This window comes from uncultured Hymenobacter sp., assembly GCF_964243305.1.
GTDB lineage: Bacteria > Bacteroidota > Bacteroidia > Cytophagales > Hymenobacteraceae > Hymenobacter.
The window spans coordinates 65155-90492 of the sequence record NZ_CAXTEF010000005.1; the positions used below are offsets into that span (position 1 = coordinate 65155).

Genomic DNA, 25338 nt, shown 5'->3' on the forward strand with positions numbered 1-25338 from the left:
CACTCCCTTATCACTTCATCACTTCATTTTATCGCTACATCCGCCACTTAAAAATTAGCATTACGCATGGATTCAACTACCTACCTCTTCGACCTGCTCAAAATCATCCTGCCCGCCCTCATCGTGGCCGGCGCCATCTTTCTGCTGTTCCGGCAATTTCTGGAGCGCGAGCAGCAGCGCCGCCTGATTGAGTTGCGGTTAGAAAGCTCCAAAACCACGCTGCCTATCCGCCTGCAAGCCTACGAGCGCATCGTGCTATTTCTGGAGCGCATCTCGCCCAACAACATCCTCGTGCGCCTGAGCAGCGCCGGCCAAACCGTGGCCGACTACCACCGCGTTTTGCAGCAGGAAATCCGGGCCGAGTACGAGCACAACCTCTCCCAGCAGCTCTACGTGTCGGCCGACGCCTGGGAGCTGGTCAAGCAGGCCAAAGAAAGCGTGCTCACGATGGTGAACCGCGCTTACCACGCCACGCCCAACCAGCAGCAGGCCCGCGGCCCCGAACTGGCTAAGCGCATCCTGGAAGGCCTGATGACCGACGCGGCCGAGCCCACCGCGCAGGCGCTGTTCGTGGTGAAAAAAGAGGCGGCGGGGCTGTTTTAGACGCCAGCGCTTAATGAAGAATTAGGAATGAAGAGGGAAGAATTAACTTGGCGACAACTCCTCATTCTTCATTCTTAATTCTTCATTAAGCACCGCATCAATGGCCCGCTGGTAGCAGGCCTCATAGCGGGGCACGATATTCTCCACCGCAAACTCCTCGGCCCGCGCCCGCGCCGCTTGCTTGAAGCGGGGTAGATTCGCATCGTCGAGCACGAAAAGGGCGTTTCTCACCATGTCGGCCACGTCACCGATGTCGCTCATCATGCCCGTCACGCCGTGCACGTTCAGCTCCGGGATGCCGCCGGCGTTGGTGCTCACAACCGGGATTTCGCAGGCCATAGCCTCCAGGGCAGCCAGGCCAAAGCTCTCGTTTTCCGAAGGCATTAAAAATAAGTCGCTGACACTGAGTACTTCCTCCACGGCTTCGAGCTTGCCCAGGAAGCGGATGTCGCGCTGACAGTTGAGGTCGCGGGCCAGCTTTTCCATGCGCGTGCGGTCGGGGCCGTCGCCGATGAGCAGCAGCTTGGCCGGAATCTGCTCGCGCACGCCGGCGAAGATGCGCAGCACGTCCTCGACGCGCTTCACGGCCCGGAAGTTAGAGGTGTGGATGAGCAGCTTCTCGCCCTCCGGCGCGATGGCGGCGCGGAAATGGCCTTTATCCTGCTTCTTGAACCGAGTTAAATCGATGAAGTTGGGAATGACATCAATCTCCTTCTCAATGGTGAAATACTCGTAGGTTTCGCGGCGCAAATCGTCCGACACCGCCGTCACGCCGTCGCTCTGGTTGATGCTGAACGTGACGACCGGCTCGTAGCTGGCGTCTTTGCCGACGAGGGTGATATCAGTGCCGTGCAGGGTCGTTACGACCGGCACGTGCACGCCGCGGGCGCGCAGAATCTGCTTGGCCATGAACGCGGCCGAGGCGTGCGGAATGGCGTAGTGCACGTGCAGCACGTCGAGCTTCTCGTTCTGCGTAATATCGACCATCTTACTAGCCAGCGCCGACTCGTAGGGCGGAAACTGAAACAGCGGATAGGTCGGGATGTAGACCTCGTGGTAGAAGAGGTTTTCGTTAAAAAAGTCGAGTCTTACGGGCTGGTTGTAGGTGATAAAGTGCACCCGGTGCCCGCGCTGGGCCAGGGCCTTGCCCAGTTCCGTGGCCACCACGCCGGAGCCGCCAAACGTGGGGTAGCAAACAATGCCGATGTTCATGGGGGAAGTGGCCGCAACGGATAAAAGCTCGGCTGTTCTGGCTAACTACGTAGAGCGGCCGATGTTGGGCGGTCAGGGAATAGGAATAGCTGCGCTGCATAGTTGCATCCCTACCCTCCCTCTGTCATGCTGAGCCTGCGAAGCATCTTATCACGTCCCAACGAGTACTAATAAGGTGATTACTGTCTCGTTCAGCGGCGATAGGATGCTTCGCTTAGGCTCAGCATGACCGGGGGGTAGGGATTTCTGACAAACCCAATTGCTTCCTTACTTCTGCTCCGCCGCCAGCGCCTTATAAATCACGTCGTGGATGCGGGTGCGGATGTTGTACTGCCGCAGCTTGTTGTTGCCTGCGTCGGGGTACACCCGGTTGGAGAGGAAGATGTAGAGAATCCCGTTCTCGGGGTCCATCCACACGCAAGTGCCGGTGAAGCCGGTGTGGCCGAAGGTGCTGGCTGGCGAGCGGCTGCTGGTGGGGCCGTGGCCTTCGCCTTGCTCGGGGGTGCCGTGGTCCCAGCCCAGGCCGCGGCGGCTACCGGCGGCGGGCCGGGCAAACTCGGTCACGACCGGGGTCTGGAAGTACGTGATGCCGCCGTAGCGGCCGTTTTGCAGGTTCATCTGCATGAGCACGGCCAGGTCGTTGGCCGTGGCGAAGAGGCCGGCGTGGCCGCCTACCCCCCCCACCAGCGCCGCCATCTGGTCGTGCACCGAGCCTTGCAGCTGCTCACGGCGATAGTAGGTGTCGTTTTCCGTGGGCGCAATGCAGCTCTTGGGAAAGCGCTGCAAGGGATTGTAGGTCATGCTGCCCAGGCCCAGCGGCGCGTAGAAGCTCGCTTGCAGAAACTCTTCCAGCGGCTGCTTGAGCAGCTTCTCGCTCAGGCGCTTCATCACCAGAAAGCTCAGGTCCGAATATTCGACCGGATACTTGCCCTTCACTTTGGGCAGCAGCGAGCTGCGCATGGTCCAGGCCCAGACCGAGTCGTCGGCCGCCTTGGTCGAGTATTCGCCGGGCGCCACTTCGTTCGGAAAGTCGTCGCTCCGGGTGCTGGCGTAGAAGGTGGGCTTAAGGGCACCGCCGCTGGTCACGGTGCGCTCCCAGGTCGGGATGCCGGGCTTGAGGCCGGCCTGGTGCAGCAGCACGCTGCGCACGGTCATCTCGCGCTTGTTGGTGCGCTGGAGTTCGGGCAGGTAGGTCGAGACTTTCTCGTCCAGGCTCAGCTTGCCCTGGTCCTTCAGATACATCACCGCCTGAAGTGTGCCGGCCACCTTCGTCACGGAGGCCAAATCGTACAAGGTGCTGCTGGTCACGGGCTGGCTCTGGTCGTAGGTGCAGTAGCCGTAGCTCTGGTCGAAGATTACGGTGCCGTTGCGGGCCACCAGCACCTGGCAGCCGGGCGCGGCGGCATAAGTCTGGCTTTCGAGGGCGATGTTGTCAATCTGCGCCAACACCTTGGAGCTGAGCCCCTCACTTTCCGGCGTGCCGTAGCGTAGGCGGCGCAGCGAGGGGGTAGGGATGCCCGTGCCCACGGGCAGCGTGGCCGAAACCGTGACGGGCAGCTTGCCTACTGCCGGCAGGGCGCCGAACAAGACCTGCGGCACCACGATTTGCGCCGGATAGTGATCCTCGTAGGCGCAAACCAGCGTCCGGGCGTCTTCCAGAAACTTCAGGGCGTAGGCGTTGCCCATTGCTACGACCACCGTTTTGCGGCGCTTGTCGGCCTGCAGCTGCTTGATAAACCGGAGCGCGCCCTCGCCCAGCCCGTAGGAGTGGGCGGGCGTGTTGTTCATATTGTGCAGGCTGACCACCACCACGTTGGCGTCGCCGAGCCGGCGCAGGATGCGGCTGTAGGTTGAGTCGTCGGCGTAGCGGTTGGGCACGGCCACGATGGGCCCGGCCTGGTACTTGCCAAAAATCGTGGCGTAGGGCCCTTCGGCCGGCTCGCCGATGGTGACGGCCGCGATGCGCAGCGTGTCGAGGCGGCGAAAGGGCAGGAGCTGGCCGTCGTTCTTGACCACCGTCACGGCGTGCTCGAAGATGCGCTGGGCCAGCACCCGGCTGCCGGGCTGGTTGAGGCTGTCGCGCAGCGTACTCAGGTTCACCGGCCTGGGCTTGGCCAGGCCCGCCCAGTATTTCGCTCGCAGAATCTTTTTCACCCGCAGGTCGATGTCCTCTTGCTTAAGCTTGCCCGCCGCCACCGCCTCGCGGATGCGCAGCAGGGCGGCCGGCACATCCTCGGAAAATAGGAGTACATCATTGCCGGCGGCCAGGGCCATTGCGTCCAGCTCACCGTCCTTGTAGAGCCGGCTCACGCTCTTCATATTGAGCGCATCGGTGAAAACCAGACCTTTAAAACCCATTTGCTCCTTGAGCAAATCCGTCACCAGCGCCTTGGAGAGGGTCGTGGTTTTGGCGTCGGTCGTGTCGAAGAGCGGCATGTAGAGGTGGGCCACCATCACGCCCATCACGCCGGCCTCGAACGACTGCTGGAAGGGCACCAAATCGACCTTCATCAGCCGGGCCATATCGGTGTTGATGACCGGCAAAGCCACGTGCGAGTCGGTGTCGGTGTCGCCGTGACCGGGAAAGTGCTTGGCCACGGCCATCACCCCATTGTCCTGCAAGCCCTTGACGTACTGAATGCCCAGCTTCCCCACGCGGTCCTGGTTTTCGCCAAACGAGCGGTTGCCAATCACCGGGTTGTCAGGGTTGGAGTTCACATCAATCACTGGCGCGAAGCTGATGTGCACGCCCAGCGCCCGCAGCTTGCGGGCAATATCGCGGCCCATCTGATACACGTATTTCTCGTCGTCCATCGCCCCCAGCGTCATCTGCTTGGCGAAGTGCAGGCTCGAATCGAGGCGCATGTCGAGGCCCCACTCGGCATCAATGGCAATGAGCAAGGGCACCTTGGCGGCGGCCTGCAAGCGGTTAGTTATCAGGGCTTGCCGCTTGGGACCCCCTTGCAAGAACATCACGCCGCCAATGTTCTGGCTGCGCACGAGCCGCTCAATGCGGTCGGCGTGGGCGCGCTCGCGGTTCGAGTAGGTAGCCACCATAAACAGCTGGCCCAGGCGCTGGTCGGGCGTGAGGGAGTTGAAAACGCTATCCACCCAGGCCATCTCGGTCGGGGAGGCGGGCAGTGGGTCAGGCAGCAGGCCGCGCCGGCCGGCCGCCGGCTTGGCGAAGGAAAGCAGCAGGCCCGTGGCAGCAATTAAAAGTGAAAGAAGGCCTAGCCGGTATTTGGTCTGCATCAGCCCCAGAGGGTTGGTTTTTTTAAAGAAAATGAAGGACCGGAAAAGACCTTACTTTTGCCCGGTGCCCACTGGAACCGCGCCGCCAGGCGGCGGGTTGGCTTACCGCTGGTCCGCCGAATAGTGGTGTAAAGGTACGCAGTTTCGGCAGGGGCAGGTTTTGACCCGAAGGCGTAAACCGTCTCGCGGCGGGCCGTCGGCAAAAACCACGCCGCCCGGTTTCAGGCCGTTCCTACCCTTTCTCTTCTGTCATGCTGAGCTTGCGAAGCATGACAGGACGGAGCGTAAGATTCAGTTTCCAATACCTTCCTACCCCCATGCCCGACATCATCCAGCTGCTGCCCGAATACCTGGCCAACCAGATTGCGGCCGGCGAGGTGGTGCAGCGCCCGGCCTCGGTGGTGAAGGAGCTGCTGGAAAACGCCGTGGACGCCGGCGCTACCACCGTGCGCCTGATTGTGAAAGAGGCTGGCAAGCAGCTCGTGCAGGTGGTAGACAACGGCGCGGGCATGACGCCCACCGACGCCCGCATGAGCCTGGAGCGCCACGCGACGAGCAAAATCCGCAGCACGGAGGACCTGTTCCGCATCCGCACGCTGGGCTTCCGGGGCGAGGCACTGGCCAGCATTGCGGCCGTGGCGCAGGTCGAAATCAAAACCAAGCAGCGAGAGCACGACACCGGCACGCAACTCGTCGTGGAGGGCTCGCAGGTGATAAGCCAGGGCCCGGCCGCCGGCCCCGACGGCACCAGCATCAGCGTCAAGAACCTGTTTTTCAACGTGCCCGCCCGGCGCAACTTCCTCAAAAGCAACGCCGTGGAGATGCGCCACGTGCTCGACGAGTTTCAGCACGTGGCGCTCGCTAACCCGCAGATTGCGTTTTCGCTGTTTCAGAATGAGCTGGAAGTGTTCAGCTTGCCGGCCGGCAAGCTCAGCCAGCGCATCGTGGCCCTGCTGGGCAACACGTATAAGGAGCAGCTCGCGGCCTGCGAGGAAATCACGCCCTTCATCACCGTGCGCGGTTTCATCGGCAAGCCCGAGGCGGCCAAGAAAAGCCGGGGCGACCAGTTCTTCTTCGTCAACAACCGCTTCATCCGCTCGGCCTACCTCAACCACGCCGTGCTGGCCGCCTACGAGGGCCTGCTGCCCAAGGACACGCACCCGTTCTACGTCCTGTTTCTGGAGCTGGACCCTAAAGCCATCGACATTAACGTGCACCCGACGAAGACGGAAATCAAGTTCGAGGACGAGAAAACCGTGTACGCCGTGCTGCGCGCGGCCGTGAAGCAGGCCCTGGGCCTGCACAATATGGCGCCCTCGCTCGACTTCGAGGGCGACGTGAATTTTGCCCCCATCCGCCCGCTGCGCACCTCGGCCGATGCCGCCAACAGCCGCCGCGGCTCCGGCAGCAGCACCGGGCATGATATCCCGCAACCCAGCAGCTTGCGCCCCGGCAGCCGCGAAGTTCCTACCCCCCCCCCCCGGTCCCTGCCGCCGCGCCCCACCGAGCAGGCCCGCCGCGAGCTGGAGGCGTTTTACAAGGAGCTGGGCCAGTCCGCGCCGCCTGTCCCGGCTCCCGATTCGGAGACCTTGGCGCCGCGCCTGGAAGCGGGCGACGACCTGTCGCCGGAAACCCTGCCGGGCCTTGGGCTGGCAGGGGGGGGTAGGGAACCGGCCGCGCCCGCCGGCGCACCACCGCTGCTGCCCGCCCGCGAAGGCAGCCACGGTCCCGGCAGCCGCGCGGTGCAGGCGCTGGGCCGCTTCGTGCTCGTGCCGGTCAAGTCGGGCGTCTTATTGATTGACCAGGAAGCGGCCCGCGAGCGGATTCTTTACGAAGAATACGCCGCGGCCCAGGCGCAGAGCGGCGGCGCTTCGCAGGCGCTGCTTTTTCCGCGGCCCGTCTCGTTTTCGCCCGCCGACTTTGCCGTGCTCCAGGAGCTGACCGAGCCGCTGCACGCGCTGGGCTTCCGGTTTTCGGAGTTCGGCAAGCTCACGGTGGCCGTGGAAGCCATTCCGGCCGGGATGCCCGCGCAGGGCGAAAAAGAGCTGCTCGAGGGCCTGGTAGAGCAGTTTCGCACCGGGCCTGGCCCGCTCAAGCTTGACCGCCGCGAGCAGCTGGCGCGCGCCCTGGCCCGGCGCGTGGCCGCTGCCACCAGCCACACGCGCCTGCCCGAAGCTGAGCTGAACGCGCTGGCCGACCGCCTCTTCGCCTGCCAGGTGCCCGCCTACACCCCCGACGGCCGCCGGACGCTGGTCTTGCTCGATGGGCAGCAGCTCAGCGACTTTTTCCGTAAGGCGTAGGGCAAAACCTTACTCCTAACGTCTGGCTTCTCTGTCATGCTGAGTTCCGCGAAGCATCTTATCCCCGCCGAGCGACGCAGTAGCCATTTGATTACTGCTCGTTCTCACCCGGCAAAATGCTTCGCGGGATTCAGCGTGACAGATTAAATTTCCTGGCGCAAAAATAACGCCGCGCCCACCCCCACTTCCATGTTCAACCTGACCCCGACCGTTCGCAACCTGCTCATTGCGAACGTTATACTGTTTTTAATTCAAACCAGCCTGCTGCCCGGCCTCACTCAGCTCGGCAGTCTGTATCCCATCGGCTCGCCTTACTTGCAGCCCTGGCAGTTTGTGACGTATATGTTTCTGCACGGCAGCTGGGGCCACATTCTCTCCAATATGTTCGGCCTGATTTCCTTCGGCCCGCTGCTGGAGCAGCGCTGGGGCGCCCAGCGGTTTCTGACCTTCTGGCTGGTGTGCGGCATCGGGGCGGGCGTGCTGTACGAAGGCGTGCGCTTTTACGAAATCAACCGCATGGAGCAGGCCCGCCAGGAGTATCATCGCAACCCGTCGGGCGGCGATTTTGCCGAGTTTTTCCGCCAATATCTACCCGATGCGCACGGCTATGAATCCGTGGCTGCCGCCTTGCAGCGCAATCCGCAAAGCCAGGAGCTGATTGCCTCCACGACCCAGACTATCGACGAAGTCGTGACTCAGACCCGCGACTCGCGCAACGGCGGAATGCTCGGCGCGTCAGGCGCGTTGTTCGGGATTCTGTTTGCCTTTGCTTACCTATTTCCCAACACCGAGCTGTTTCTGCTCTTCTTTCCCTTTCCCATCAAGGCCAAGTACCTCGTGTTCTTCTACGCCATGTACGAGCTGTATTCCGGCGTGCACCGCACGCCCGGCGACAACGTAGCGCACTTCGCCCACCTGGGCGGCCTGGTCATCGGCTTTGTTATCCTCAAGGTGTGGGAGCGGGGTAGGGGCCAGTTTTATTAATTTTGAGTGCTTGCCAAACCGGCCCGCGGGCCTTTTTACGTAGTTAATTATGAGTATTATTCAGGATATCCGGCAGGTATTTGGGCAGCGCGACAATGCGCTCAAGCAACTCATCGTGCTCAACGTGCTGGTGTTCGCGGCCGTCGTGCTGCTGGGTGCCATTACCACCCTTTCGCAAACCAAGCCGGTTTATGCGCTCATCATGCGGCAGGTAGCTCTCTCTGCTAATTTAGGGGTGCTGATTCGCCATCCGTGGACGGTGCTGACTTACGCTTTCGTTCACGAGGGATTCTTTCATATTTTGTTTAATATGCTGAATCTCTACTGGTTCGGTCAGCTCATCCGGGAATACCTTGGCGACCGCAAGCTTGTAAGTCTCTACATTCTGGGGGCGATGGTGGGGGCCGCCGTGTATTTGCTCAGCTACAACCTGATTCCGGTTTTGCAGCCTTCGGCCGCCGCCGGGCAGTTCGTGCTGGGCGCTTCGGGCGCCGTGACGGCCATCATTGTGGCGGCGGCCACGCTGCTGCCTGATTACACCTTCATGCTGCTCCTGCTCGGCCCGGTCAAGATTAAGTGGATTGCCGTGGCAGTGGTCCTGATTTCGCTGGCGGGCATCAACGGCGGCAATGCGGGCGGCGAAATCGTGCACCTCGGCGGCGCGCTGCTGGGCTACGTGTTCATCAAGCAGCTGCAAGCCGGCCGCGACTTAGGCCGCCCGGTGCAGGCCGTGGGCGACTGGTTTGCGCGCCTGCTGGCCCCCAAGCCCACCATGCGCGCCTCTTACCCCGAGCCCGTAGCCGCTCGCCGCTCGGTCAGCGCCGGCCCTACCCCCAAGAAAGCGGCCATTCCCGGCCTGCCCGCCGCCGAGGAGGTTGATTTAATTCTGGATAAAATCTCGCGCTCGGGTTACGAAAGTTTGTCGAAAGAGGAAAAGCAGAAGCTGTTTCGGGCCAGCCAGCAGTAGGGGGGTAGGAAACACCGGTGTCCCAGTAGCTTTTACGTATTCTAACTGCCCTTACCCTACATATTATGGAATTCTTCTTGATTACGCCTTCCTCTAATGAGGATTTCGCTCTGCTGACGGCGATGTTCAAGAAAATGAGCATCGAGGCGAAAGTGCTTTCGGAAAAAGAGAAAGAGGATTTGGGCTTGGCTTTGATGATGCGCGAGGCGAAGAACAGTCCCCGCGTTGCCCGTGAGAGTGTGATGCGCAAGCTGAGCCGGGCGTGAAAATGAGTGTTAGAAATAGGAAACATGTTGTTGGGTTAACTTGCTTAATACTTGCGTCTGTATTGAGCTTTAATCCCTGTTTTTTAATTTTTACTATACCCTTGTTCTTAATTGGAATTGTTTTGATATATCTCTCAGCCATTGATGCTTCATCTAAAATGGTAGTATGTATATTGTTTGCCTTACCTCCAGCTATTTTCTATTTTGCACTCATCAACCGATAGAAAGACAAGCGTAAAAGTATCTGGCTTCTTTCAAAACTAACAGCGCACCAAGATTACGAAAAAAGCCCCGCCAGAATCTCCGGCAGGGCTTTTTACTGTTCAAACCTTAAAATACCTACGCTGCCTAGCCCAGCTTGTCCAGCGCCTCCATTACCTCTTTGACGTGGCCGCGCGAGGTTTCCAGCAGCTGCTTTTCCTCGTCGTTAAGTTGCAACTCAATCACGCGCTCCACGCCGTTTTTGCCCAGAATGACCGGCGCGCCGAGGTAGACGCCGTTGATGCCGTACTCGCCCTGCAGCTCCAAACACACCGGAAACACCCGCCGCTGGTCGCGCACGATGGCTTCCACCATCTGGGCCGCTGCCGCGCCGGGCGCGTACCAGGCCGAGGTGCCCATGAGCTTGACCAATTCGCCGCCGCCCACGGCCGTGCGCTGCACGATGGCATCCAGCTCTGCTTTGCCAATGAGTTCGGTGACCGGGATGCCGCCCACGGTGGTGTAGCGGGGCAGGGGCACCATCGTGTCGCCGTGGCCGCCCATGAGCACGGCCTGAATATCCTTGGGGCTGACGTTCAGCGCCTCAGCCAAAAAGGCGCGGTAGCGGGCCGTGTCGAGGATGCCGGCCATGCCGAACACTTTCTCGCGCGGCAGCTTGGCCGTCAGGTGCGCCTGGTAGGTCATCACGTCGAGCGGGTTGCTGACGACGATGATAATAGCATCGGGCGAGTGCTGAACGACCTGCTCGGTCACGGACTTGACGATGCCGGCGTTGACCGAAATCAGGTCGTCGCGGCTCATACCGGGCTTGCGGGGTAGGCCGGAGGTGATGACGACGACTTCGGAGCCGGCCGTGCGGGCGTAGTCGCTGGTGACGCCCACGGTGCGGGAGTCGTAGCCGATGACCGGCGCTTTCTGCCAGATGTCGAGGGCTTTGCCTTCGGCAATACCTTCCTTGATATCAACCAGCACAATTTCGTTAGCAATTTCACGGGTGGCGAGCACGTCGGCGCACGTGGCGCCCACGTTGCCGGCGCCGACTACGGTTACTTTCATCGGAGGGGGTAGGGTTATGGGTTGAGAGGGAGAGAGAGAGCCGTAAAACTACAGCCCGAATTTCGGGCAGACAACGCGCCCTACCCCCTGCGTTTAGGGTAGAGCGGGCCATGTTTACCAGCCTTTCCTATTTCCCTACCCTCCTTTCACAGCGAGAGCCGCACTGAGGCCAGCACCTGCGCTGGCCGTAACTGGTAAGTGCTTTGGGCCAGGATGAACTGGCTCACGTAGCTGTACTGGTACTGCCGGGTGTCGAAAACATTGCTCCAGCGCACTTCCAGGTCGATTTTGCGGGCCGTGGGCAGCACGTAGCGGTAGGTTAGGTCGGCAAACACGGCCCGTACCGTCGGGCTCGGGCCCTGACTGGCGTAGTAATCAGCGGCCAATGACACTTGGTGGCGGCCCACCGGAAACACGCTCAGCACGGCGTGGTGGTCTTGCAGCAGCACCAGCGGCTGGGCCGGCGCATCAGCCACGCGGCTGCGCAGAGCTGTCAGAGAGGCGTTGTATTCCAGGCTGCCCCACTCAAATGCCGACACGCTGGCTTTGAAGCTAGTCGTCAGGCTCTGGCTGCGAGTTCGAGCTAATACCTCGTTGAGCACTTGCGGCTGCTGACTGGCAGAACCCACGATTTGCAGACTCAGATTGGTTTTCCAGGGACTGATGAACTTGCTGACGCTGCTGACTAGCGAGTGCGTCAGGCGGCGGTTGTCCTGGTCCAGGGCCACCGTTGTAAGCGCGCCATTAGTTCCCACTACGCTGCTAATAAGCTGGTTGTTAAGCGTAGAGGAAAACGAGTAACTGGCGTTGAAGAACAGCGACTTGAGCGGATTCTTGAAGTAGAGTCCCACATTGTAGCTCTGGCCCTGGCTGCGGGGTAAGGGCGCGTCGCTGCGCTGCAAGGTGCGGTAATCGCGCAGAATGTAGCCGTAGTTAAGTTGCCCAATTTCGCCGAAACGGTTGCTGAGACCGGCGCCGGCCGCGGCGTACCAAAGCGCCCCAAGGTCGCGCCGCAAGCTCAGGCGCGGCTCGGCTACCACCACTTGCAAGCGCTGCCCGGCCGCCAGCGCCGCGTCGCGGGCCCGGAAGTCGTAATAGCTCACCGGCACCTCCAAGCTGGCGTTCCAGCTTTCGGCCTTGTAGCTGATTTCGGGTTGCAGGTAGTAGCGGCCCCGCGCCCAGTGCAGGTTGTTGCGCAACAGCGCATCGGTCGCGGCCGGCTCCGGAGCCGGCGCAGTTTCCAGCGTTGCGGCTAGCTGTTGAACTTCCTGCGAGAAGCCCACCGTGCCGGAATAGGCCAACTGCCGCCGGCTAATAGTCAGCCCCAGCGAGTTGCTGGTGAAAAACGACCCCAGCTGCGCCCGCTGCCGAGCTTCGTCGTAGGCCGCGCCGTCCGTCAGGGCCTCGGCGAACGGGCCGGGATTTACCACGAGTTGCTGCGGACTGTTGGTATAAAAAACTAGTGACGAGGCCTGCACCGTGCGCCCTACCCCCCACGGCCGCACCAGCCCCAGCCGGTTCGTAACCGCTCCGAATGGGTTGCGCGCCGCCTGCCGAATCTCTACCCCCTCCTCTGCCCGGAACACATCGCCGCGCTGCGAATCCCAGCGACCATCCAGGCTGAGCGTGTTTTTCAGATAGTAAGTTTTGACGTTTTTAATAAACGCTAAATCCGCTTGCAGGCTATTAAAATATAGACGGTTGAATTTCTCTTCCGTCAACGTGACGGTCTGGTTGTCGGGCAGGTAGTAGAACGTCCGGGAGCTGCCGCGCTGCCGCTGCGCGTCGTGCAGATAGGACGCATTCACCCGCAGCTGATTATCCTTGCTGAGTGAAACCAGATGGTTGGCGCTGAGCAAATGCACTTGGTTGAACAGGTAGCGGTTGGCTGCCACCGGCGGCTGCCCCAAGCCCTGAATGCGGGTCAGGTCAGGTTTCTGATTGCTGCTTTCGCTGCGCTGCTGCAAGTCGGACAACGTCAGCGGCTTCAGTTCGGTAGCCACGTCCTGGCCGGTGTTATTGGTCTGATACGTATCAATGAGCTGCTGCTTTTTAGTGAACAGCATCGGCGACACGTTCGCGTTCCAGAGCGCCGAGGTGGGCGTATTGCCTACTCCCGCGCCCAGCCGCGCCTGCCCGGTAGCAGTGACTTTCTTCTTGAGCTTGATATTAAGCGCCGCCGCTTCGGGCCGGATTTTACCATCCAGCGCCCGGATGGGCTGATGGTTTTCCAGCACCTGCACGCTCTGCACCGCATTGGCCGGCAGGTTGTCGCTGGCCATTGTGTAGCGGCCTTCCAGCAGGTTCTGCCCCTCGATATTAAAGGAGCTGATGGGCCGGCCTTCGTAGGAAATCTGCCCGTCGCCGGCCACCTCAATGCCCGGCATCTTCCTGAGCACGTCCGAAATTACCCGGTCCTGCTTGTTGCTGAACGCCGCGACCTTATAGCTGAGCGTGTCGCCCTGCCGCGTGATGGGCGCGCCCTGCACCGTCACTTCCTTGAGCTGCGTAACTTCCTCGCGCAGGGTCAGCGCCACCAGCTGCGTGCGGTTCGCCAGCCGCAGCAGCTGCGCGGCGTAGCCCAGGGCGCGGGCCGAGAGTTGCAGCGAGTCGCTGGCCGGCGTGGGGGGTAGGGAAAGCGTAAAGCTGCCATCCGCGCCGGAGATGACGAAGGCCGTGGCCGGCGGCTGGGCTTTGGTTTCGGCTTCCAGCAGGATGCCTTCCAGCGGCTTGCCCGCCGCGTCGCGCACCGTGCCGGTGAGGATGGTTTGGGCAAGTAGGCGTTGAGAGAGGCTGAGTAGTAGCACCAAGCATTTGAGAGCTGTTCCAATCTTTGTCATTCGGAAAAGCTAAAAAATGAAGGCAAAATAAGTTACCGCAATTCTAAAGAGTTGTTAAATTTTTTCATTATACGGTTTTGTTCGGACGTTCGTAGCTCTGGTGAATTCGCACTGCCTTTTGATGTCAAAGCCATCGCCGTGATGTGAAGGTTTGCATAGTGGTTTCTTTTACCTTGAAGCAGTGCTGCTTTAGTTGTTAGAGCTGCTTGTTTAGGTAGAGCCGTGGTCAAGATTTGATTAAGCTTCTTCAAGCTTGTTAGTTCAAAAATATAATGGTTTTTAACATCCTTGACCTTCACTATTAAGCCAGGTAAACCATAAAATTTATGAGGACCATCTGAAACTGGAACTTCTCGCGTGAACCAAGCTTCAAAAACTCGGCCTGCAAAAGCAATGGTAGCTTTTTGGCAGCTATATCCTGCAATGACGCTTCTTTCCGAGCTGACCTTCCATTTTGCGATTGGGAACTCGTCCAAATAAGTGTATAGTTTAGTCGATATCATATCGTAGGAATAAATCAAGTTAGTGGGACGACTTTTGATAATTTTGAAACCAAATCTGGAATACGGTACGGCAACTAACTTATCTACCAACATCTGAGTGTTTGCCTGATTATCAGGCAAGTCAGCCATAGAATGCTGTATTGAATCAGAAAGGTAAGCTCCTTGACTCTCGAATCTGGAAGTTGATTTGCCAATTACAAGGCGCATCATCTCCTCCCTTCGTTGAGTATTTGATGAATCAGGTTGATAGCTGAGTTTGTAAATGCATAGAATTTCAGCTTTCTCGGCTACAAATGGTGCTTTAACAGGTTGTGCCTTTGTCGTGGAAATCATCACTGCCAAATAAATGAGAAAGCTGAGCGAGAGTTTCATATTAAGTGTGTTAGAAAGTTCTTAGAAAGAAAAGAGCAGACAGTTTTAAATAACTATCTGCTCTTTAATTTTAATGCTGCTAGAGGTCTTATAGTTTAGCAGTAGGCCTCAGCGAGTGCTGCAACAACCTCTAATGCTTCAGCTCTATCTTTTCCGATAGCGATGGTGGTTTGGCCACACATTGAGAAAAGAATTGCGTAATTGGGCTTACGCACCTTGGGAGTGACGCTTTTTGCTGTGCCAGCCATGCTAGCGAACGAGGTGCCGCACAGCAGCGCAGCCATTAATAGGTACTTCTTCATGGTAATTGGTTGGGTTGTAAGGTGACTTGTGACGCCGAAGGCCCCGGCATCAAAGGCCTGCACTACCAGACGGCCGGGGAGCAGAGCCCGCCAAGCGCCGTCGCATGAAAAATGGGCTGCCAACCCGCTACCGGCTTGCACCCGCGCCAGCCGCTGTACGTCTCATTATCACAAGGTTACGCGGTCAGCTTTGGTGCTAGTGAAGGTTAGAAAAAAAACGATTTATCCTAACCGGTAGGCCAAAATAATTGTGTCCTTACCCCTAATAGTCTAAGTAGTAGCCCGATTAATTATATCGGCTGAGCTTGCGGCGGCTGCCGGCTCCTCACCAGCGCGGCGCTTCTATTTACCGCAACTCCAGCGGATTCGTCGGCTTCTTGGCCCGCGCCCTGACGCGCTGCCGCGCCACTTCGGTTTCCTCGGGCGTGCCGTTGCCGAAGCGGATGTTGCCGTTGGCCAGCAACCGCTCAAACGCCGTGCGCTCGTATTCGGTCTTGCCCCGCCCGAATTCGGCTTTGGCAATGGGCCGGGCGCCCGGCTTGGGCAGGGCCATAGCCAGCGGCGCCGGTAGGCGCCGCAGTTTCAGCAGCTCGTAGCGGTAATGGCCCCGCGTATCCCCCACCTTGACGATAAGGCCGGGTAGGCCGGCGAACTTATACGGTCCATCGGCTACGGGCACTTCGCGGGTGAACCACACCTCCCAGTTCCTGCCTCCAAACGCGGCCGTGGCCCGCTGGCAGGCGTAGCCAGCGACGCTGGCCGTGGCCGGCGTAATGGTCCAGGCCAGCGCCGCGGCTGGTTCCTGATACACGTAAGTCACGGTACCGATGTCGTCGTACACGGCCAGCTGCCCCGCCGCCGGCCCTTTAAAAATGACTTCCTTGAAGTTCGTCCGTAAGCCTTCCAGCCCGGCGCCCTCCAGATTCAAGTGGATCACGCCGTCCGGGCCAGCTTTTTTCTCCGCTCGCGCAAGCGCCGCGTCCATCAGCGAGTCCTCGCGCACGGCGTTCAGGCTTTCAAAGCGCGAGAGCTTGCTGCCCATTTGCAGCCGCATCGGCTCGGCGTGGGTTGCCGGATTAGTCGAATCCGACCGGTAGGTGAGCCGGTACGTGGCCTCGATGCGGCACTGGTCGGCGGGCAGGGTAGGGGTGGTTTGAGCAGCGGCAGCCGAAACAGTTAAGCCAGCCAGCATTGTAGCAAAACAGAGGCGTCGCATAGGCAGGAATGTGTAAGCAAGCTTGACGGGCAAGTAGAACAGCCGGAATGTAAGAAAAAACCTGCATTCGACGCCTCCGCCCAGCCAGTTACAGCCGCTGCACGGTCAGCACCTGCGCCGTTTCCTCGCTCACCTTGAAGCGCTCATCGACCCGGAAGCCGACCACCCAGCAGATTTTGCCATCCGCCGAGGTGAGCACCCGCACGTCATCTTTCAAATTGAGCGGCACTTTCTGGTCAATCAGAAAGTCGCTGAGCTTCTTCTTGCCTTTTAAACCTAATGGCATAAACCAGTCGCCTTCCTGCCAGCGGCGCAGCGTGAGCGGAAACTTGAGCTTATCGGCATCGAGCGCGGCCGTGCTGCGGGAGCGCGGCACCTCGAAGCCGGCCGCCGCGTGCGTTTCGGCCCGCAGGCGCAGGCCGTCAGCCAGCAAATCCGTCTGGTTTTCAGCCAGTTGAAACGTGCCGAACTGCGTGAGCCGGCGCGGGGTGATAACCAGCTGGTCGCGGTCCTTGACCAGGCGGTGGGTGGGCGAGTCGAACTGCCGGCCGGCCGTGGACTTGAATGAGGCCGCGATGTCGCGCACCACGGCGTAGGAGAAGTGGAAGGGCCGCAGCAGCTCGTGCAAGACCAGCACCGTGGCCGTGGTGGCTTGCAGCGTGGCGATGCTCAGGTACACCGCTTCGGGCGCGTCGCGGCGGGCCTGCTGCCGGGTTTGCTCGATGTACTGGCGCACAATTTCTTCGGCGCCGCTCACGCGCTCAGCCGTGGTTTGCAGCGTGTTATCGAGGTTGGGGTTGATTTCGCGCAGCACGGGCAGCACCTCGTGGCGCAGCAGGTTGCGCTGGTAGAGCGAGGAGTCGTTGGAGTCATCCTCGCGCCAGGTCAGGCGGCGCTCGGCCATGTAGTCGTGCAGCTCGTCTTTCCCGACCCCCAGCAACGGGCGCACCACGTAGCCATTCCGGGCCCGGATGCCGTGCAGGCCGGCCAGGCCGGTGCCGTGGGTCAGGTTCAGGAGCATGGTTTCGGCGGCGTCGCGCTGGTGGTGGCCGGTGGCGATGACGGCCAGGCCCTGCTCCTGGCGCACGCGCTCAAACCACTCGTAGCGCAGCAGGCGGGCCGCCATCTGGGTCGAGATGCCTTCCTTCTCAGCGAAAGTTTTGGTTTGGAAAAACTCGGCGAAGTAGGGCAGGCCGTAGCGCTTGGCCAGCTGGCGCACGAATTGCTCGTCAGCATCGGCCTCATCACCGCGCAGGCCGAAGTGAGCGTGCGCCACGGCCACCTGCGCCCCCAGCCGGTGCAGCGCGTCGAGCAAGATTACGGAGTCCAGGCCGCCGCTGACAGCTACCAATACGGGGTCGTTTTCGAGGTCAAAAAGCTGGTTTTCCTGGATGAAGGCACGGACTTGGTCGAGCATAGTAGATAAGAGAATCAGGAGGCCTACCCCCCGCTGTCATCCTGAGCGCAGCGAAGGACTTTCTCACCGAAGAACAATTTGCAGTAATCAATTGGCCACTGCGTTGTTCTCACAGGAGAAGGTCCTTCGCAAGCTCAGGATGACAAGCGGGGGGTAGGGCACTAGCCCGCAAAGATGAGCGTTACGCCCCGACCCCGCCGTACCTTTGGCCCCCGCATGTCCGTCGCCGCCCGCGTCTCCTCTCTGCTGCTTTGGTTGTTGCTGCCGCTCACGCTGTTGGCGCAGCGCCCGGCTTCCCGCCCGCCGGCCCGGCCCGCCAAGGCGCCGGCCGCGGCCCCTACCCCTCCCCCGCCGCCCAAAGGCTCCCGCATCGAGCTGTTGTTCACCAAGAGTTTGGTCGGCGGCACTTTTAATGGGGTCGAGATTCGCAAGGTGATTGGCGAGGTGCGCTTCAAGCAGGAAGACACGTTTCTGTCCTGCGACTCGGCTTATCAGTACCTGGAGCGCAATGAGGTTGAGGCCTTCAGCAATGTGCGCGTGGTGCAAAACGACACCGTGACCATCACCGGCGACCGGGGCTTCTACAACGGCGACGCCCGCACGGCCCGGATGCGGGGCAACGTGGTGATGCGCGACCCGCGCATGACCCTGACCACCAACGAGCTGGACTACGACCTCAACCGGCAGGTGGCCTCCTACAACACCGGCGGCCACCTCACCGACCCGCAGAACACGCTCGACAGCCAGGAGGGCTTCTACAGCACGGCCAGCAAGGTGTTCGTGTTCCGGCGCGCCGTGCGCCTCGTCACGATTGACGCCAAAGGCGAGCGCACCGAGCTGACCAACGACACGCTGCGCTTCAACACCATCAGCAAGATTGCCTACTTCGAAGGCCCCACGCGCATCAAAAGCCGGCAGGGCGACTTGTACGCCGAAAAGGGCACGTATAATACGATTACCAAGGTCTCGAACTTCGAGAAAAACGCCAAGCTGCAAACCCCCAACTACCTGCTCGGCGGCGACCGGCTGGTGTACGATGAGGCCACTTTCTACGGCGTCGCCAACGGCCACGTCACCCTGATTTCCAAGAAAGATAACCTGGTCCTGCGCGGCGATGTGGGCCGCTACTGGCGGGCGCTGGGCCGCACCAAGCTCTATGGCGGCCGGCCGGTGTTGCGCAACATTTCTCAGAAAGACACGCTCTACCTGGCCGCCGACACGCTGCTGAGCGTGGAGCCCCGCGGCGGCCGGCAAGGCGAATCGGTGCTGTATGCCTACCCCAAAGTGCAGATTTTTCGCGGCGCGCTGCAAGGCCGCTGCGACTCGCTGACCTACGACCGGCAGGATAGCATCATCTATTTGAATAAGGACCCGGTGCTCTGGCAGCAGCGCAATCAGCTCACGGCCGACAGCATGGAGATTCGCTCCAGAAAGGGCCAAATCGACCAGATGCGGCTCTACGCCAACGCCTTCAGCGTGAGTCAGGACACGCTGCTGAACTACAACCAGGTGAAGGGCCGCAACATGACGGCCTTTTTCCAGGATAACAAGCTGCGCCGCATCGACGTGCTCGGCAACGCCGAAAGCCTGTATTATGCCATCGAGGGCGACTCGGCCACCACCGGCGTCAACAAGGCCGTGTCGGCTACCATGCGCCTGCGCTTCGCCGAGAGCAAGCTGCAAACCATCTCTTTCCTGACGAATCCTGACGCGAGCTTCATCCCGCCCCACGAGTTGAAGGAGCCCGACAAGCAGCTGCGCGGCTTCCGCTGGCGGCTGGCGGAACGGCCCAGCCGGCGCACGGTGTTGGGCCAGCAGTTTGCCAGCGACCTGCGCCGCGCCGTCCGGCCCAAAACCAAAAAGAAAGCGGCCCCAAAAAAGACCTCGCCCAAAGCCGCGCCGCGCCGCCGGGCACTCCCTACCCCCCTTCCCAAACCTAAGCCCGCCGCGACGCCCGTCGCCAAAACGGCCACCACACCGGGTACTGGTGCAACCCCCGCCGCCAAACGCTAATCAGTAGGGCAGGGGGTAGGGAACAAAGCGCTTCCTACCCCCCTCCGGCCGGCCTATGGCAGCGTGGGCGCTATCTCTTATCTTTGCCCTTCCTATGTCCTTTCCCCGCCTTTCCCTGGTGCTCATGCTGGTGTCCACGCTTTGGCTGGGCGCCTGCTCTAATAGCTACCAGAAGCTGCTCAAGAGCACCGACGTCAACAAGAAGTACGAGGCCGCCATCAAGTACTACGACAAGGGCGACTACTTTCGGGCCGGCACCTTGCTGGAGGAAATGATTCCCTTGCTCAAGGGCCGGCCGGAGGCCGAGAAGGCGCAGTTCTACTTCGCCAACACCAACTACAAGCAGCGCAACTACGTGCTGAGCGCCTTCTATTTCAACCAGTTCACCGAAACCTACCCCAACTCGCCCTACGTCGAGGAGGCCACGTTTCTGCACGCCAAGTCGCTCTTCCGCGACTCGCCCGGCTTCGAGCTGGACCAGACCAACACCACCGCCGCGCTGGAGTCGATTCAGGAGTTTCTGAACCGCTACGCCACCAGCCAGTACCGGCCCGAGGCCGAGAACATGTCGCAGGAACTGCAGCGCAAGCTCGAAAACAAAGCCTTCGAAAGCGCCCGCCTCTACTACCAGCTGCGCTACAACCAGGCCGCTGTGGTGGCGCTGACCAACTTCCAGCAGCAGTACCCGGCCTCGGTCTTCGCCGAGCAGGCCGACTTTCTGCGCATCAGCGCCCAGTATGCCTGGTCCCAGGAAAGCATCGAGGAAAAGCAGCGCGAGCGGTACCTGGAGGTAGTAAGCTTCTACCAGCGCTTCCTCGACGGCTATCCCAAAAGCAAGAACCTCAAGGCCGCCGAGGCCATGTACGACGACACGCGCCGGCAGCTCGACAAGCTCAAGCCTACCCCGGCCGCCGCCGCGGCGGCGACTAGCAACTAACTCAGCATCAGCACCAAATCAGACCCATGAAAGCTCCCGTCTCCAATTCCATTATCACCCGCAACCTGGCCGACATCACCACGGAAAGCGGCAACAACGTATACGAGGCCATCTCCATCATCTCGAAGCGCGCCAACCAGCTCTCGGTGACCTTAAAAGAAGAGCTGAACGAGAAGCTGGCTCAGTTCGCTACCACCGTCGACAACCTGGAAGAAGTGTTCGAGAACCGCGAGCAAATCGAGATTTCCAAGCAGTATGAGCGCCAGCCCAAGCCCACGAGCCTGGCCATTGAGGAGTTTATCAACGGCGAAATCCACTTCCACACGCCCGAAATCGAAGAAGAGCAGCCGCAGCCCACGGCCTCGCGCGAGCAGCGCTAGAGGTAAACTAGATAGACCGTCATGCTGAGCTTGCGAAGCAGCATATCACGTTGGAGCGAGGCCAGAACGGTTAATTACCGCCTCGTTCCAACGTGATATGCTGCTTCGCAAGCTCAGCATGACGGTTTTTACTTTTTCTATAGAGTACTCAATTTCCTACCCCCTCTGGCATGACCAACGCCTCGTCTCTTGCCGGCCGCCGCCTGCTGCTGGGCGTGAGCGGTAGCATCGCTGCTTATAAATCGGCCACGCTGGTGCGGCTGCTGATGAAAGCCGGGGCCGAGGTGCAGGTCATCCTAACCGAATCAGCCGCCGCCTTCGTCACGCCCCTCACGCTGGGCACGCTCTCCAAAAAGCCCGTCTTGACGGGCTTTTTGCGTAACGCAGCGACCGGCGAGTGGCACAATCACGTCGAACTGGGCCTGTGGGCTGATGCCTATATCATCGCGCCGGCCAGTGCTAATACGCTCGCGCAACTGGCTAACGGCTTCTGCCCCAACTTGCTGAGTGCCGTGTATTTATCGGCGCGCTGTCCGGTTTTTCTGGCGCCGGCGATGGACTTGGACATGTTTGCCCACCCGGCCGTGGCGCAGAACCTGGCCCGGTTGCGCTCCTTCGGCAACCACGTGTTCGACTCGCCCAGCGGCGAGCTGGCCAGCGGCCTGGCCGGGCCCGGCCGGATGCAGGAGCCGGAAGAAATCGTGCGCGAGCTGGAAGGATTTTTTGGATTAAGAATGAAGAATGAAGAATGAGAAATTGCTTCAGCGGCGTCATCAGTGCCAGTTCTTTATTCTTCATTCCTCATTAAAAAATGCGCGTTCTCATCACCGCCGGCCCAACTTATGAGCCACTCGACCCGGTGCGCTTTCTGGGCAACCGCTCGACGGGCAAGATGGGCTACGCGCTGGCTGAGGCCTTCGCGGCGGCCGGCGCCGAGGTGACGCTCATCAGCGGGCCCAGCCAGTTGCCGGACCCGCCTACCCCCCTGATTCAAACGCAACGGGTGGAGACGGCCGCCGAGATGTTCGCCGCCGCCGCCGCCGCCGCGCCCGGCGCCGACGTATGGGTGTTTGCCGCCGCCGTAGCCGACTACCGCCCGGCTCGCCTCGAAGCCGAGAAGATCAAGAAATCTGGCGACACGCTCACGCTGGAACTGATTAAGAACGTCGACATTGCCGCCACGCTCGGCCAGAGCAAGCGGCCCGAACAATTTTCGGTGGGTTTCGCGTTGGAAACCACCGACGAGCTGGCGCACGCGCGCGGCAAGCTGCACCGCAAAAACTTCGATTTGGTGGTGCTCAACTCGCTGCGCGACGCGGGCGCGGGCTTCGGCCACGACACAAACAAGGTGCAGGTGCTGGACCGCGCCGGCCGGGTGCGTAACTTTGAGTTGCAGGCCAAAACCGACCTGGCCCGCGCGCTGGTGCAGTTGGTGCTGGCCAGTTTGCCGAACTGAATTATGATGAAAATCTTGCTTGCGACGCCGCTCAGGCGCTTTTGCCGGGCCTGGAGCCTGCTGCTGCCGCTATTGCTGCTGCTCCCCACCCCCCCCGCCCGCGCCCAGGAGCTGCTGGCCCAGGTCACGGTCACGACCCAGAATGTGACCGTGACCGACCCCTCGCTTATCAACCAGATGCAGAACGACATGCAGTCGTTCCTGAACACCCGCTCCTGGACCACGCAGGCTTACCGGCCCGAAGAGCGCATCCGCCTCAAGGTGTTCGTGGGCATCACCGAGATTCCGCAAACCGGCTACTACAAGGCCACCATGCGACTGGTTTCGACCCGGCCGGTGTATGGCACGGGCTATGACACCAACGTCATCAGCCTGGTTGACCGCAATTTCGCGTTCAACTATACGCCGCAGCAGCCGCTGGATTTTTCGCCTAACAGCTTCGTTTCCAACCTCTCGTCGCTGCTGGGCTTCTACGCCTACCTCGCCATTGGCCTCGACCGCGACACCTTTACCCGCCTCGGCGGCACGCCCTACTACGACCAGGCCCGCAACGTGCTCACCTATTCGGCTTCGCAAAGCTCGACCACCGGTGAGCCGGACGAAGGCTGGCGCGATGCCGGCCCCACCTCGCGCAACCGCGCCTCGCTGCTCAATACGCTCAGCGACCCGCAGCTCGAAGCCTTCCGCAGCGGCCTCTATGATTATTATCGCTTGGGCCTCGACACGTTCATCGAAAACCCCGACGCCGCCCGCACCGCCGTGTTCACGGCCCTCAATGGGGTGCAAAAAGCCGTGCTGCTGCGTCCCAATACCGCCTTTGCCCGCTATTTTTTCGATGCTAAGGCCGACGAAATCGCCAACATCTTCCGCACCAGTCCCAACCAGCAGCAGAAGCAGCAGCTCGTGACGATGCTCTCAGAAGTTGACACACAGAACGCGGCTAAGTATCAGTCCGTCCTTTCCCGCTGAATCGCAGATGCTGCGGATGAAAAGGGATAACGCACATACCGCCTGACGGATAGGATACAGGCAACGCGATTAAAGCTAAGGCCAGTATAGATTAAGTAGGTCATAGGTCAGGCCGCACATAGGCGAGGTTTGACTTGAGGTTTGATTATTAAGGGGGGGTAGGGAAAAGCGGAATTTGGAAGCAAACACTTTTTGTTTGCTAATTTTATGGACAATTAATTGTCAAATAAATTAGCATTATGCCATCGTTCGCATCTTCCGTCAGGCGGTCATCTGCGACATCGGCGGCTTCATCTGCATCATCTGCGATTCATGTTAGTCGATTTACGCATTGAGAATTACGCCCTGATTGAGCGCCTGGAGCTGCGGCCCTCGCCGCTGCTCAACATTATCACTGGCGAAACCGGGGCCGGCAAGTCCATCATGCTGGGCGCTATTGGGCTGCTGCTCGGCAACCGGGCCGACTCGCGGATGCTGTTCAACACCGAGCGCAAGTGCGTGATTGAGGGACAGTTCGACATTGCCAACTACCAGTTGCAGGACATCTTCGAGGCCGAGGATTTGGATTACGACGCGGCCTGCATCCTGCGGCGCGAGATTGCGCCCACGGGCAAGTCGCGCGCCTTCGTGAACGACACGCCCGTGACTTTGGAGGCGCTGCGCAAGATTGGGGCGAACCTGATGGACATCCACTCGCAGCACGACACGCTGCTGCTCGGCGACGCGGTTTTTCAGCTTAATCTGCTGGATTTGTACAGCGGGCTCGTGCCGCTGCGCACGCAATACGGCGCTGCCTACCGGCAGTTCCGCAAGCTGGAAGCCGACCTGAGAATGCTGGAAGACCAAGTGGCGCAGGCCAGCAAGGAGTTGGACTACAACAGCTTCCTGCTCGGCGAGCTGGATGACGCCAGCTTGGATAATGAAGACCAGGACGCGCTGGAGCAGGAAGTGAAGCAGCTCGAGCACGCGGAGGAAATCAAGTACAAGCTCACCCAGACCTTCAACTCCCTGACCGAAAGCGAGTACTGCGCCGCCGGCAGCATGAAGGACGCCGCCGTGCTGCTGGGTCAGGTCGCGGGCTACGCCGGCCCGCTCAAGGAGCTGAAGCAGCGCCTCGACTCCTGCCTGATTGAGCTGCACGACATTGCCGAGGAGGTTGAAGCCGCCGAACGCCGCACCGAGGGCGACCCCGCCCGCGCCGAGGAGCTGCAAAGCCGCCTCAACACCTTCTACACACTTCAGCGCAAGCACCAGGTACGCGACCTGGACGGGCTACTGCAAAAGCGCGAGGAGCTGCGCCAGAAAGTCGGCTCGGTGCTGAACCTGGACAAGGAAATCAGCCGCCTGCGCAAGGACACCGACGGCGCATTAGCCGCTGTCACAAAACAAGGGGGTAGGCTTTCGGAGAGCCGGCGCAAGGCGTTTCCGAAGTTCGAGAAAGAGCTAAGCGCTTTGCTTTCTGAGCTGGGAATGCCCCACGCCCGCATTGTGGTCGAGCACCGCACCGGCGCGCCGACCGTGAGCGGCACGGACGTAGTCAACATCCTCTTCACCGCCAACAAGGGCGCCGCGCCGCAGACGCTGAGCAAGGCCGCATCGGGCGGCGAGTTTTCGCGCCTGATGCTGTGCATCAAGTACATGCTGGCCGATAAGACCGCCCTGCCCACGATAGTGTTCGATGAAATCGATACTGGCATCAGCGGCGAGATTGCCGTGAAAGTGGGCCGCATGATGCAGCAGATGGCCCACAAGCACCAACTCGTGGCTATCTCGCACCTGCCGCAGATGGCGGCGGCCGGCGACGTGCACTACTTCGTGTATAAGGAGGACCGCGCCGACCGCACCATCAGCCGCATCCGCGAACTGAGTCAGGACGAGCGCATCAAGGAAATTGCCCACATGATTGCGGGCGCCAAGCCCAGCGAAAATGCCTTCCAGAGCGCGCGCGAGCTGCTGGCGCTGCGGGGGGAAATAGTGAGTGGTGAAATGGTGAAGCAGTGAGTTGGTGAAATCTGAGGGGGTAGGAGCTACGGCGATGCGCTAACTTGCCGCGCATTCAGGCCGACGCATC

General features: G+C 60.5%; 20 protein-coding genes. 12 read left to right on the top strand and 8 right to left on the bottom strand.

The genetic code is table 11. The features are described from left to right. The first annotated feature begins 66 nt into the window (after positions 1–66). Complete coding sequence (locus ACFE70_RS04965) at positions 67–603, top strand: hypothetical protein (protein WP_375416615.1); 537 nt, start codon at positions 67–69, stop codon at positions 601–603. Positions 604–645: 42 nt separating this feature from the next. Here ACFE70_RS04965 and bshA read toward each other — a convergent pair whose 3' ends face one another. Further along, positions 646–1815, bottom strand: coding sequence for an N-acetyl-alpha-D-glucosaminyl L-malate synthase BshA (gene bshA / locus ACFE70_RS04970; protein WP_375416616.1), 1170 nt, complete (start codon positions 1813–1815; stop codon positions 646–648). 267 nt (positions 1816–2082) lie between these two features. Continuing rightward, positions 2083–5067 carry a glycoside hydrolase family 3 N-terminal domain-containing protein gene (locus tag ACFE70_RS04975; RefSeq protein ID WP_375416617.1) on the bottom strand — a complete coding sequence of 995 codons (2985 nt, stop codon included), beginning with the start codon at positions 5065–5067 and terminating at the stop codon, positions 2083–2085. 317 nt (positions 5068–5384) lie between these two features. On the opposite strand from ACFE70_RS04975, the gene mutL reads away from it, so the two are divergent. The 4 genes from mutL (at position 5385) to ACFE70_RS04995 (ending at position 9584) form a co-directional block, all read left to right on the top strand. Beyond that, entirely contained in the window at positions 5385–7367 is a 1983-nt protein-coding gene (mutL, locus tag ACFE70_RS04980; RefSeq protein WP_375416618.1) for a DNA mismatch repair endonuclease MutL, read from the top strand. Positions 7368–7556: 189 nt separating this feature from the next. Beyond that, positions 7557–8351: a rhomboid family intramembrane serine protease gene (locus ACFE70_RS04985; protein ID WP_375416619.1), complete on the top strand. Its 795-nt coding sequence runs from the start codon at positions 7557–7559 to the stop codon at positions 8349–8351. Positions 8352–8400: 49 nt separating this feature from the next. Beyond that, positions 8401–9318 carry a rhomboid family intramembrane serine protease gene (locus ACFE70_RS04990; RefSeq protein ID WP_375416620.1) on the top strand — a complete coding sequence of 306 codons (918 nt, stop codon included), beginning with the start codon at positions 8401–8403 and terminating at the stop codon, positions 9316–9318. A gap of 65 nt (positions 9319–9383) precedes the next feature. Further along, on the top strand, positions 9384–9584 hold the full coding sequence (locus tag ACFE70_RS04995; protein WP_375416621.1) for a hypothetical protein: 201 nt from the start codon (positions 9384–9386) through the stop codon (positions 9582–9584). 348 nt (positions 9585–9932) lie between these two features. On the opposite strand, the gene mdh is transcribed toward ACFE70_RS04995, so the two are convergent. The 6 genes from mdh to tilS form a co-directional block, all read right to left on the bottom strand. Further along, the gene (gene mdh / locus ACFE70_RS05000) at positions 9933–10862 is read right to left on the bottom strand and encodes a malate dehydrogenase (protein WP_375416622.1); all 930 of its coding nucleotides are present in this window, start codon (positions 10860–10862) and stop codon (positions 9933–9935) included. 146 nt (positions 10863–11008) lie between these two features. After that, positions 11009–13672: a hypothetical protein gene (locus tag ACFE70_RS05005; RefSeq protein WP_375416623.1), complete on the bottom strand. Its 2664-nt coding sequence runs from the start codon at positions 13670–13672 to the stop codon at positions 11009–11011. A gap of 62 nt (positions 13673–13734) precedes the next feature. Further along, the gene (locus ACFE70_RS05010) at positions 13735–14577 is read right to left on the bottom strand and encodes a GLPGLI family protein (protein ID WP_375416624.1); all 843 of its coding nucleotides are present in this window, start codon (positions 14575–14577) and stop codon (positions 13735–13737) included. A 95-nt stretch (positions 14578–14672) separates the two neighbouring features. Then, on the bottom strand, positions 14673–14879 hold the full coding sequence (locus ACFE70_RS05015; RefSeq protein ID WP_375416625.1) for a hypothetical protein: 207 nt from the start codon (positions 14877–14879) through the stop codon (positions 14673–14675). 346 nt (positions 14880–15225) lie between these two features. Further along, positions 15226–16095, bottom strand: a complete 870-nt coding sequence (locus ACFE70_RS05020) for a GLPGLI family protein (RefSeq protein WP_375416626.1) — start codon at positions 16093–16095, stop codon at positions 15226–15228. 88 nt (positions 16096–16183) lie between these two features. Continuing rightward, positions 16184–17512, bottom strand: coding sequence for a tRNA lysidine(34) synthetase TilS (tilS, locus tag ACFE70_RS05025; protein ID WP_375416627.1), 1329 nt, complete (start codon positions 17510–17512; stop codon positions 16184–16186). A 216-nt stretch (positions 17513–17728) separates the two neighbouring features. Between tilS and ACFE70_RS05030 the strand changes: the two genes are divergently transcribed. The 7 genes from ACFE70_RS05030 (at position 17729) to recN (ending at position 25268) form a co-directional block, all read left to right on the top strand. Further along, complete coding sequence (locus ACFE70_RS05030; protein ID WP_375416628.1) at positions 17729–19525, top strand: OstA-like protein; 1797 nt, start codon at positions 17729–17731, stop codon at positions 19523–19525. A gap of 94 nt (positions 19526–19619) precedes the next feature. Continuing rightward, positions 19620–20462, top strand: a complete 843-nt coding sequence (locus tag ACFE70_RS05035) for an outer membrane protein assembly factor BamD (protein WP_375416629.1) — start codon at positions 19620–19622, stop codon at positions 20460–20462. A gap of 26 nt (positions 20463–20488) precedes the next feature. Further along, positions 20489–20842: a DNA-directed RNA polymerase subunit omega gene (locus ACFE70_RS05040; RefSeq protein ID WP_375416630.1), complete on the top strand. Its 354-nt coding sequence runs from the start codon at positions 20489–20491 to the stop codon at positions 20840–20842. Between the two features lie 170 nt (positions 20843–21012). After that, positions 21013–21594 (top strand): flavoprotein, encoded by a 582-nt coding sequence (locus ACFE70_RS05045; RefSeq protein ID WP_375416631.1) that lies wholly within the window; start codon positions 21013–21015, stop codon positions 21592–21594. A 59-nt stretch (positions 21595–21653) separates the two neighbouring features. After that, positions 21654–22298 carry a phosphopantothenoylcysteine decarboxylase gene (locus tag ACFE70_RS05050; protein ID WP_375416632.1) on the top strand — a complete coding sequence of 215 codons (645 nt, stop codon included), beginning with the start codon at positions 21654–21656 and terminating at the stop codon, positions 22296–22298. A 6-nt stretch (positions 22299–22304) separates the two neighbouring features. After that, a complete protein-coding gene (locus ACFE70_RS05055) occupies positions 22305–23267 on the top strand; it encodes a DUF4835 family protein (protein ID WP_375416633.1) in 963 nt (320 codons plus the stop codon). Between the two features lie 312 nt (positions 23268–23579). After that, a complete protein-coding gene (gene recN / locus ACFE70_RS05060; RefSeq protein ID WP_375416634.1) occupies positions 23580–25268 on the top strand; it encodes a DNA repair protein RecN in 1689 nt (562 codons plus the stop codon). Positions 25269–25338: the final 70 nt, after the last annotated feature.

What these genes read in the sequence shown, in the direction of transcription:
- ACFE70_RS04965 (WP_375416615.1), top strand. Translation starts at nt 67, where the DNA reads ATGGATTCAACTACCTACCTCTTCGACCTGCTCAAAATCATCCTGCCC.
- bshA (WP_375416616.1), bottom strand. Translation starts at nt 1,815, where the DNA reads ATGAACATCGGCATTGTTTGCTACCCCACGTTTGGCGGCTCCGGCGTG.
- ACFE70_RS04975 (WP_375416617.1), bottom strand. Translation starts at nt 5,067, where the DNA reads ATGCAGACCAAATACCGGCTAGGCCTTCTTTCACTTTTAATTGCTGCC.
- mutL (WP_375416618.1), top strand. Translation starts at nt 5,385, where the DNA reads ATGCCCGACATCATCCAGCTGCTGCCCGAATACCTGGCCAACCAGATT.
- ACFE70_RS04985 (WP_375416619.1), top strand. Translation starts at nt 7,557, where the DNA reads ATGTTCAACCTGACCCCGACCGTTCGCAACCTGCTCATTGCGAACGTT.
- ACFE70_RS04990 (WP_375416620.1), top strand. Translation starts at nt 8,401, where the DNA reads ATGAGTATTATTCAGGATATCCGGCAGGTATTTGGGCAGCGCGACAAT.
- ACFE70_RS04995 (WP_375416621.1), top strand. Translation starts at nt 9,384, where the DNA reads ATGGAATTCTTCTTGATTACGCCTTCCTCTAATGAGGATTTCGCTCTG.
- mdh (WP_375416622.1), bottom strand. Translation starts at nt 10,862, where the DNA reads ATGAAAGTAACCGTAGTCGGCGCCGGCAACGTGGGCGCCACGTGCGCC.
- ACFE70_RS05010 (WP_375416624.1), bottom strand. Translation starts at nt 14,577, where the DNA reads ATGAAACTCTCGCTCAGCTTTCTCATTTATTTGGCAGTGATGATTTCC.
- ACFE70_RS05015 (WP_375416625.1), bottom strand. Translation starts at nt 14,879, where the DNA reads ATGAAGAAGTACCTATTAATGGCTGCGCTGCTGTGCGGCACCTCGTTC.
- ACFE70_RS05020 (WP_375416626.1), bottom strand. Translation starts at nt 16,095, where the DNA reads ATGCGACGCCTCTGTTTTGCTACAATGCTGGCTGGCTTAACTGTTTCG.
- tilS (WP_375416627.1), bottom strand. Translation starts at nt 17,512, where the DNA reads ATGCTCGACCAAGTCCGTGCCTTCATCCAGGAAAACCAGCTTTTTGAC.
- ACFE70_RS05030 (WP_375416628.1), top strand. Translation starts at nt 17,729, where the DNA reads ATGTCCGTCGCCGCCCGCGTCTCCTCTCTGCTGCTTTGGTTGTTGCTG.
- ACFE70_RS05035 (WP_375416629.1), top strand. Translation starts at nt 19,620, where the DNA reads ATGTCCTTTCCCCGCCTTTCCCTGGTGCTCATGCTGGTGTCCACGCTT.
- ACFE70_RS05040 (WP_375416630.1), top strand. Translation starts at nt 20,489, where the DNA reads ATGAAAGCTCCCGTCTCCAATTCCATTATCACCCGCAACCTGGCCGAC.
- ACFE70_RS05045 (WP_375416631.1), top strand. Translation starts at nt 21,013, where the DNA reads ATGACCAACGCCTCGTCTCTTGCCGGCCGCCGCCTGCTGCTGGGCGTG.
- ACFE70_RS05050 (WP_375416632.1), top strand. Translation starts at nt 21,654, where the DNA reads ATGCGCGTTCTCATCACCGCCGGCCCAACTTATGAGCCACTCGACCCG.
- ACFE70_RS05055 (WP_375416633.1), top strand. Translation starts at nt 22,305, where the DNA reads ATGAAAATCTTGCTTGCGACGCCGCTCAGGCGCTTTTGCCGGGCCTGG.
- recN (WP_375416634.1), top strand. Translation starts at nt 23,580, where the DNA reads ATGTTAGTCGATTTACGCATTGAGAATTACGCCCTGATTGAGCGCCTG.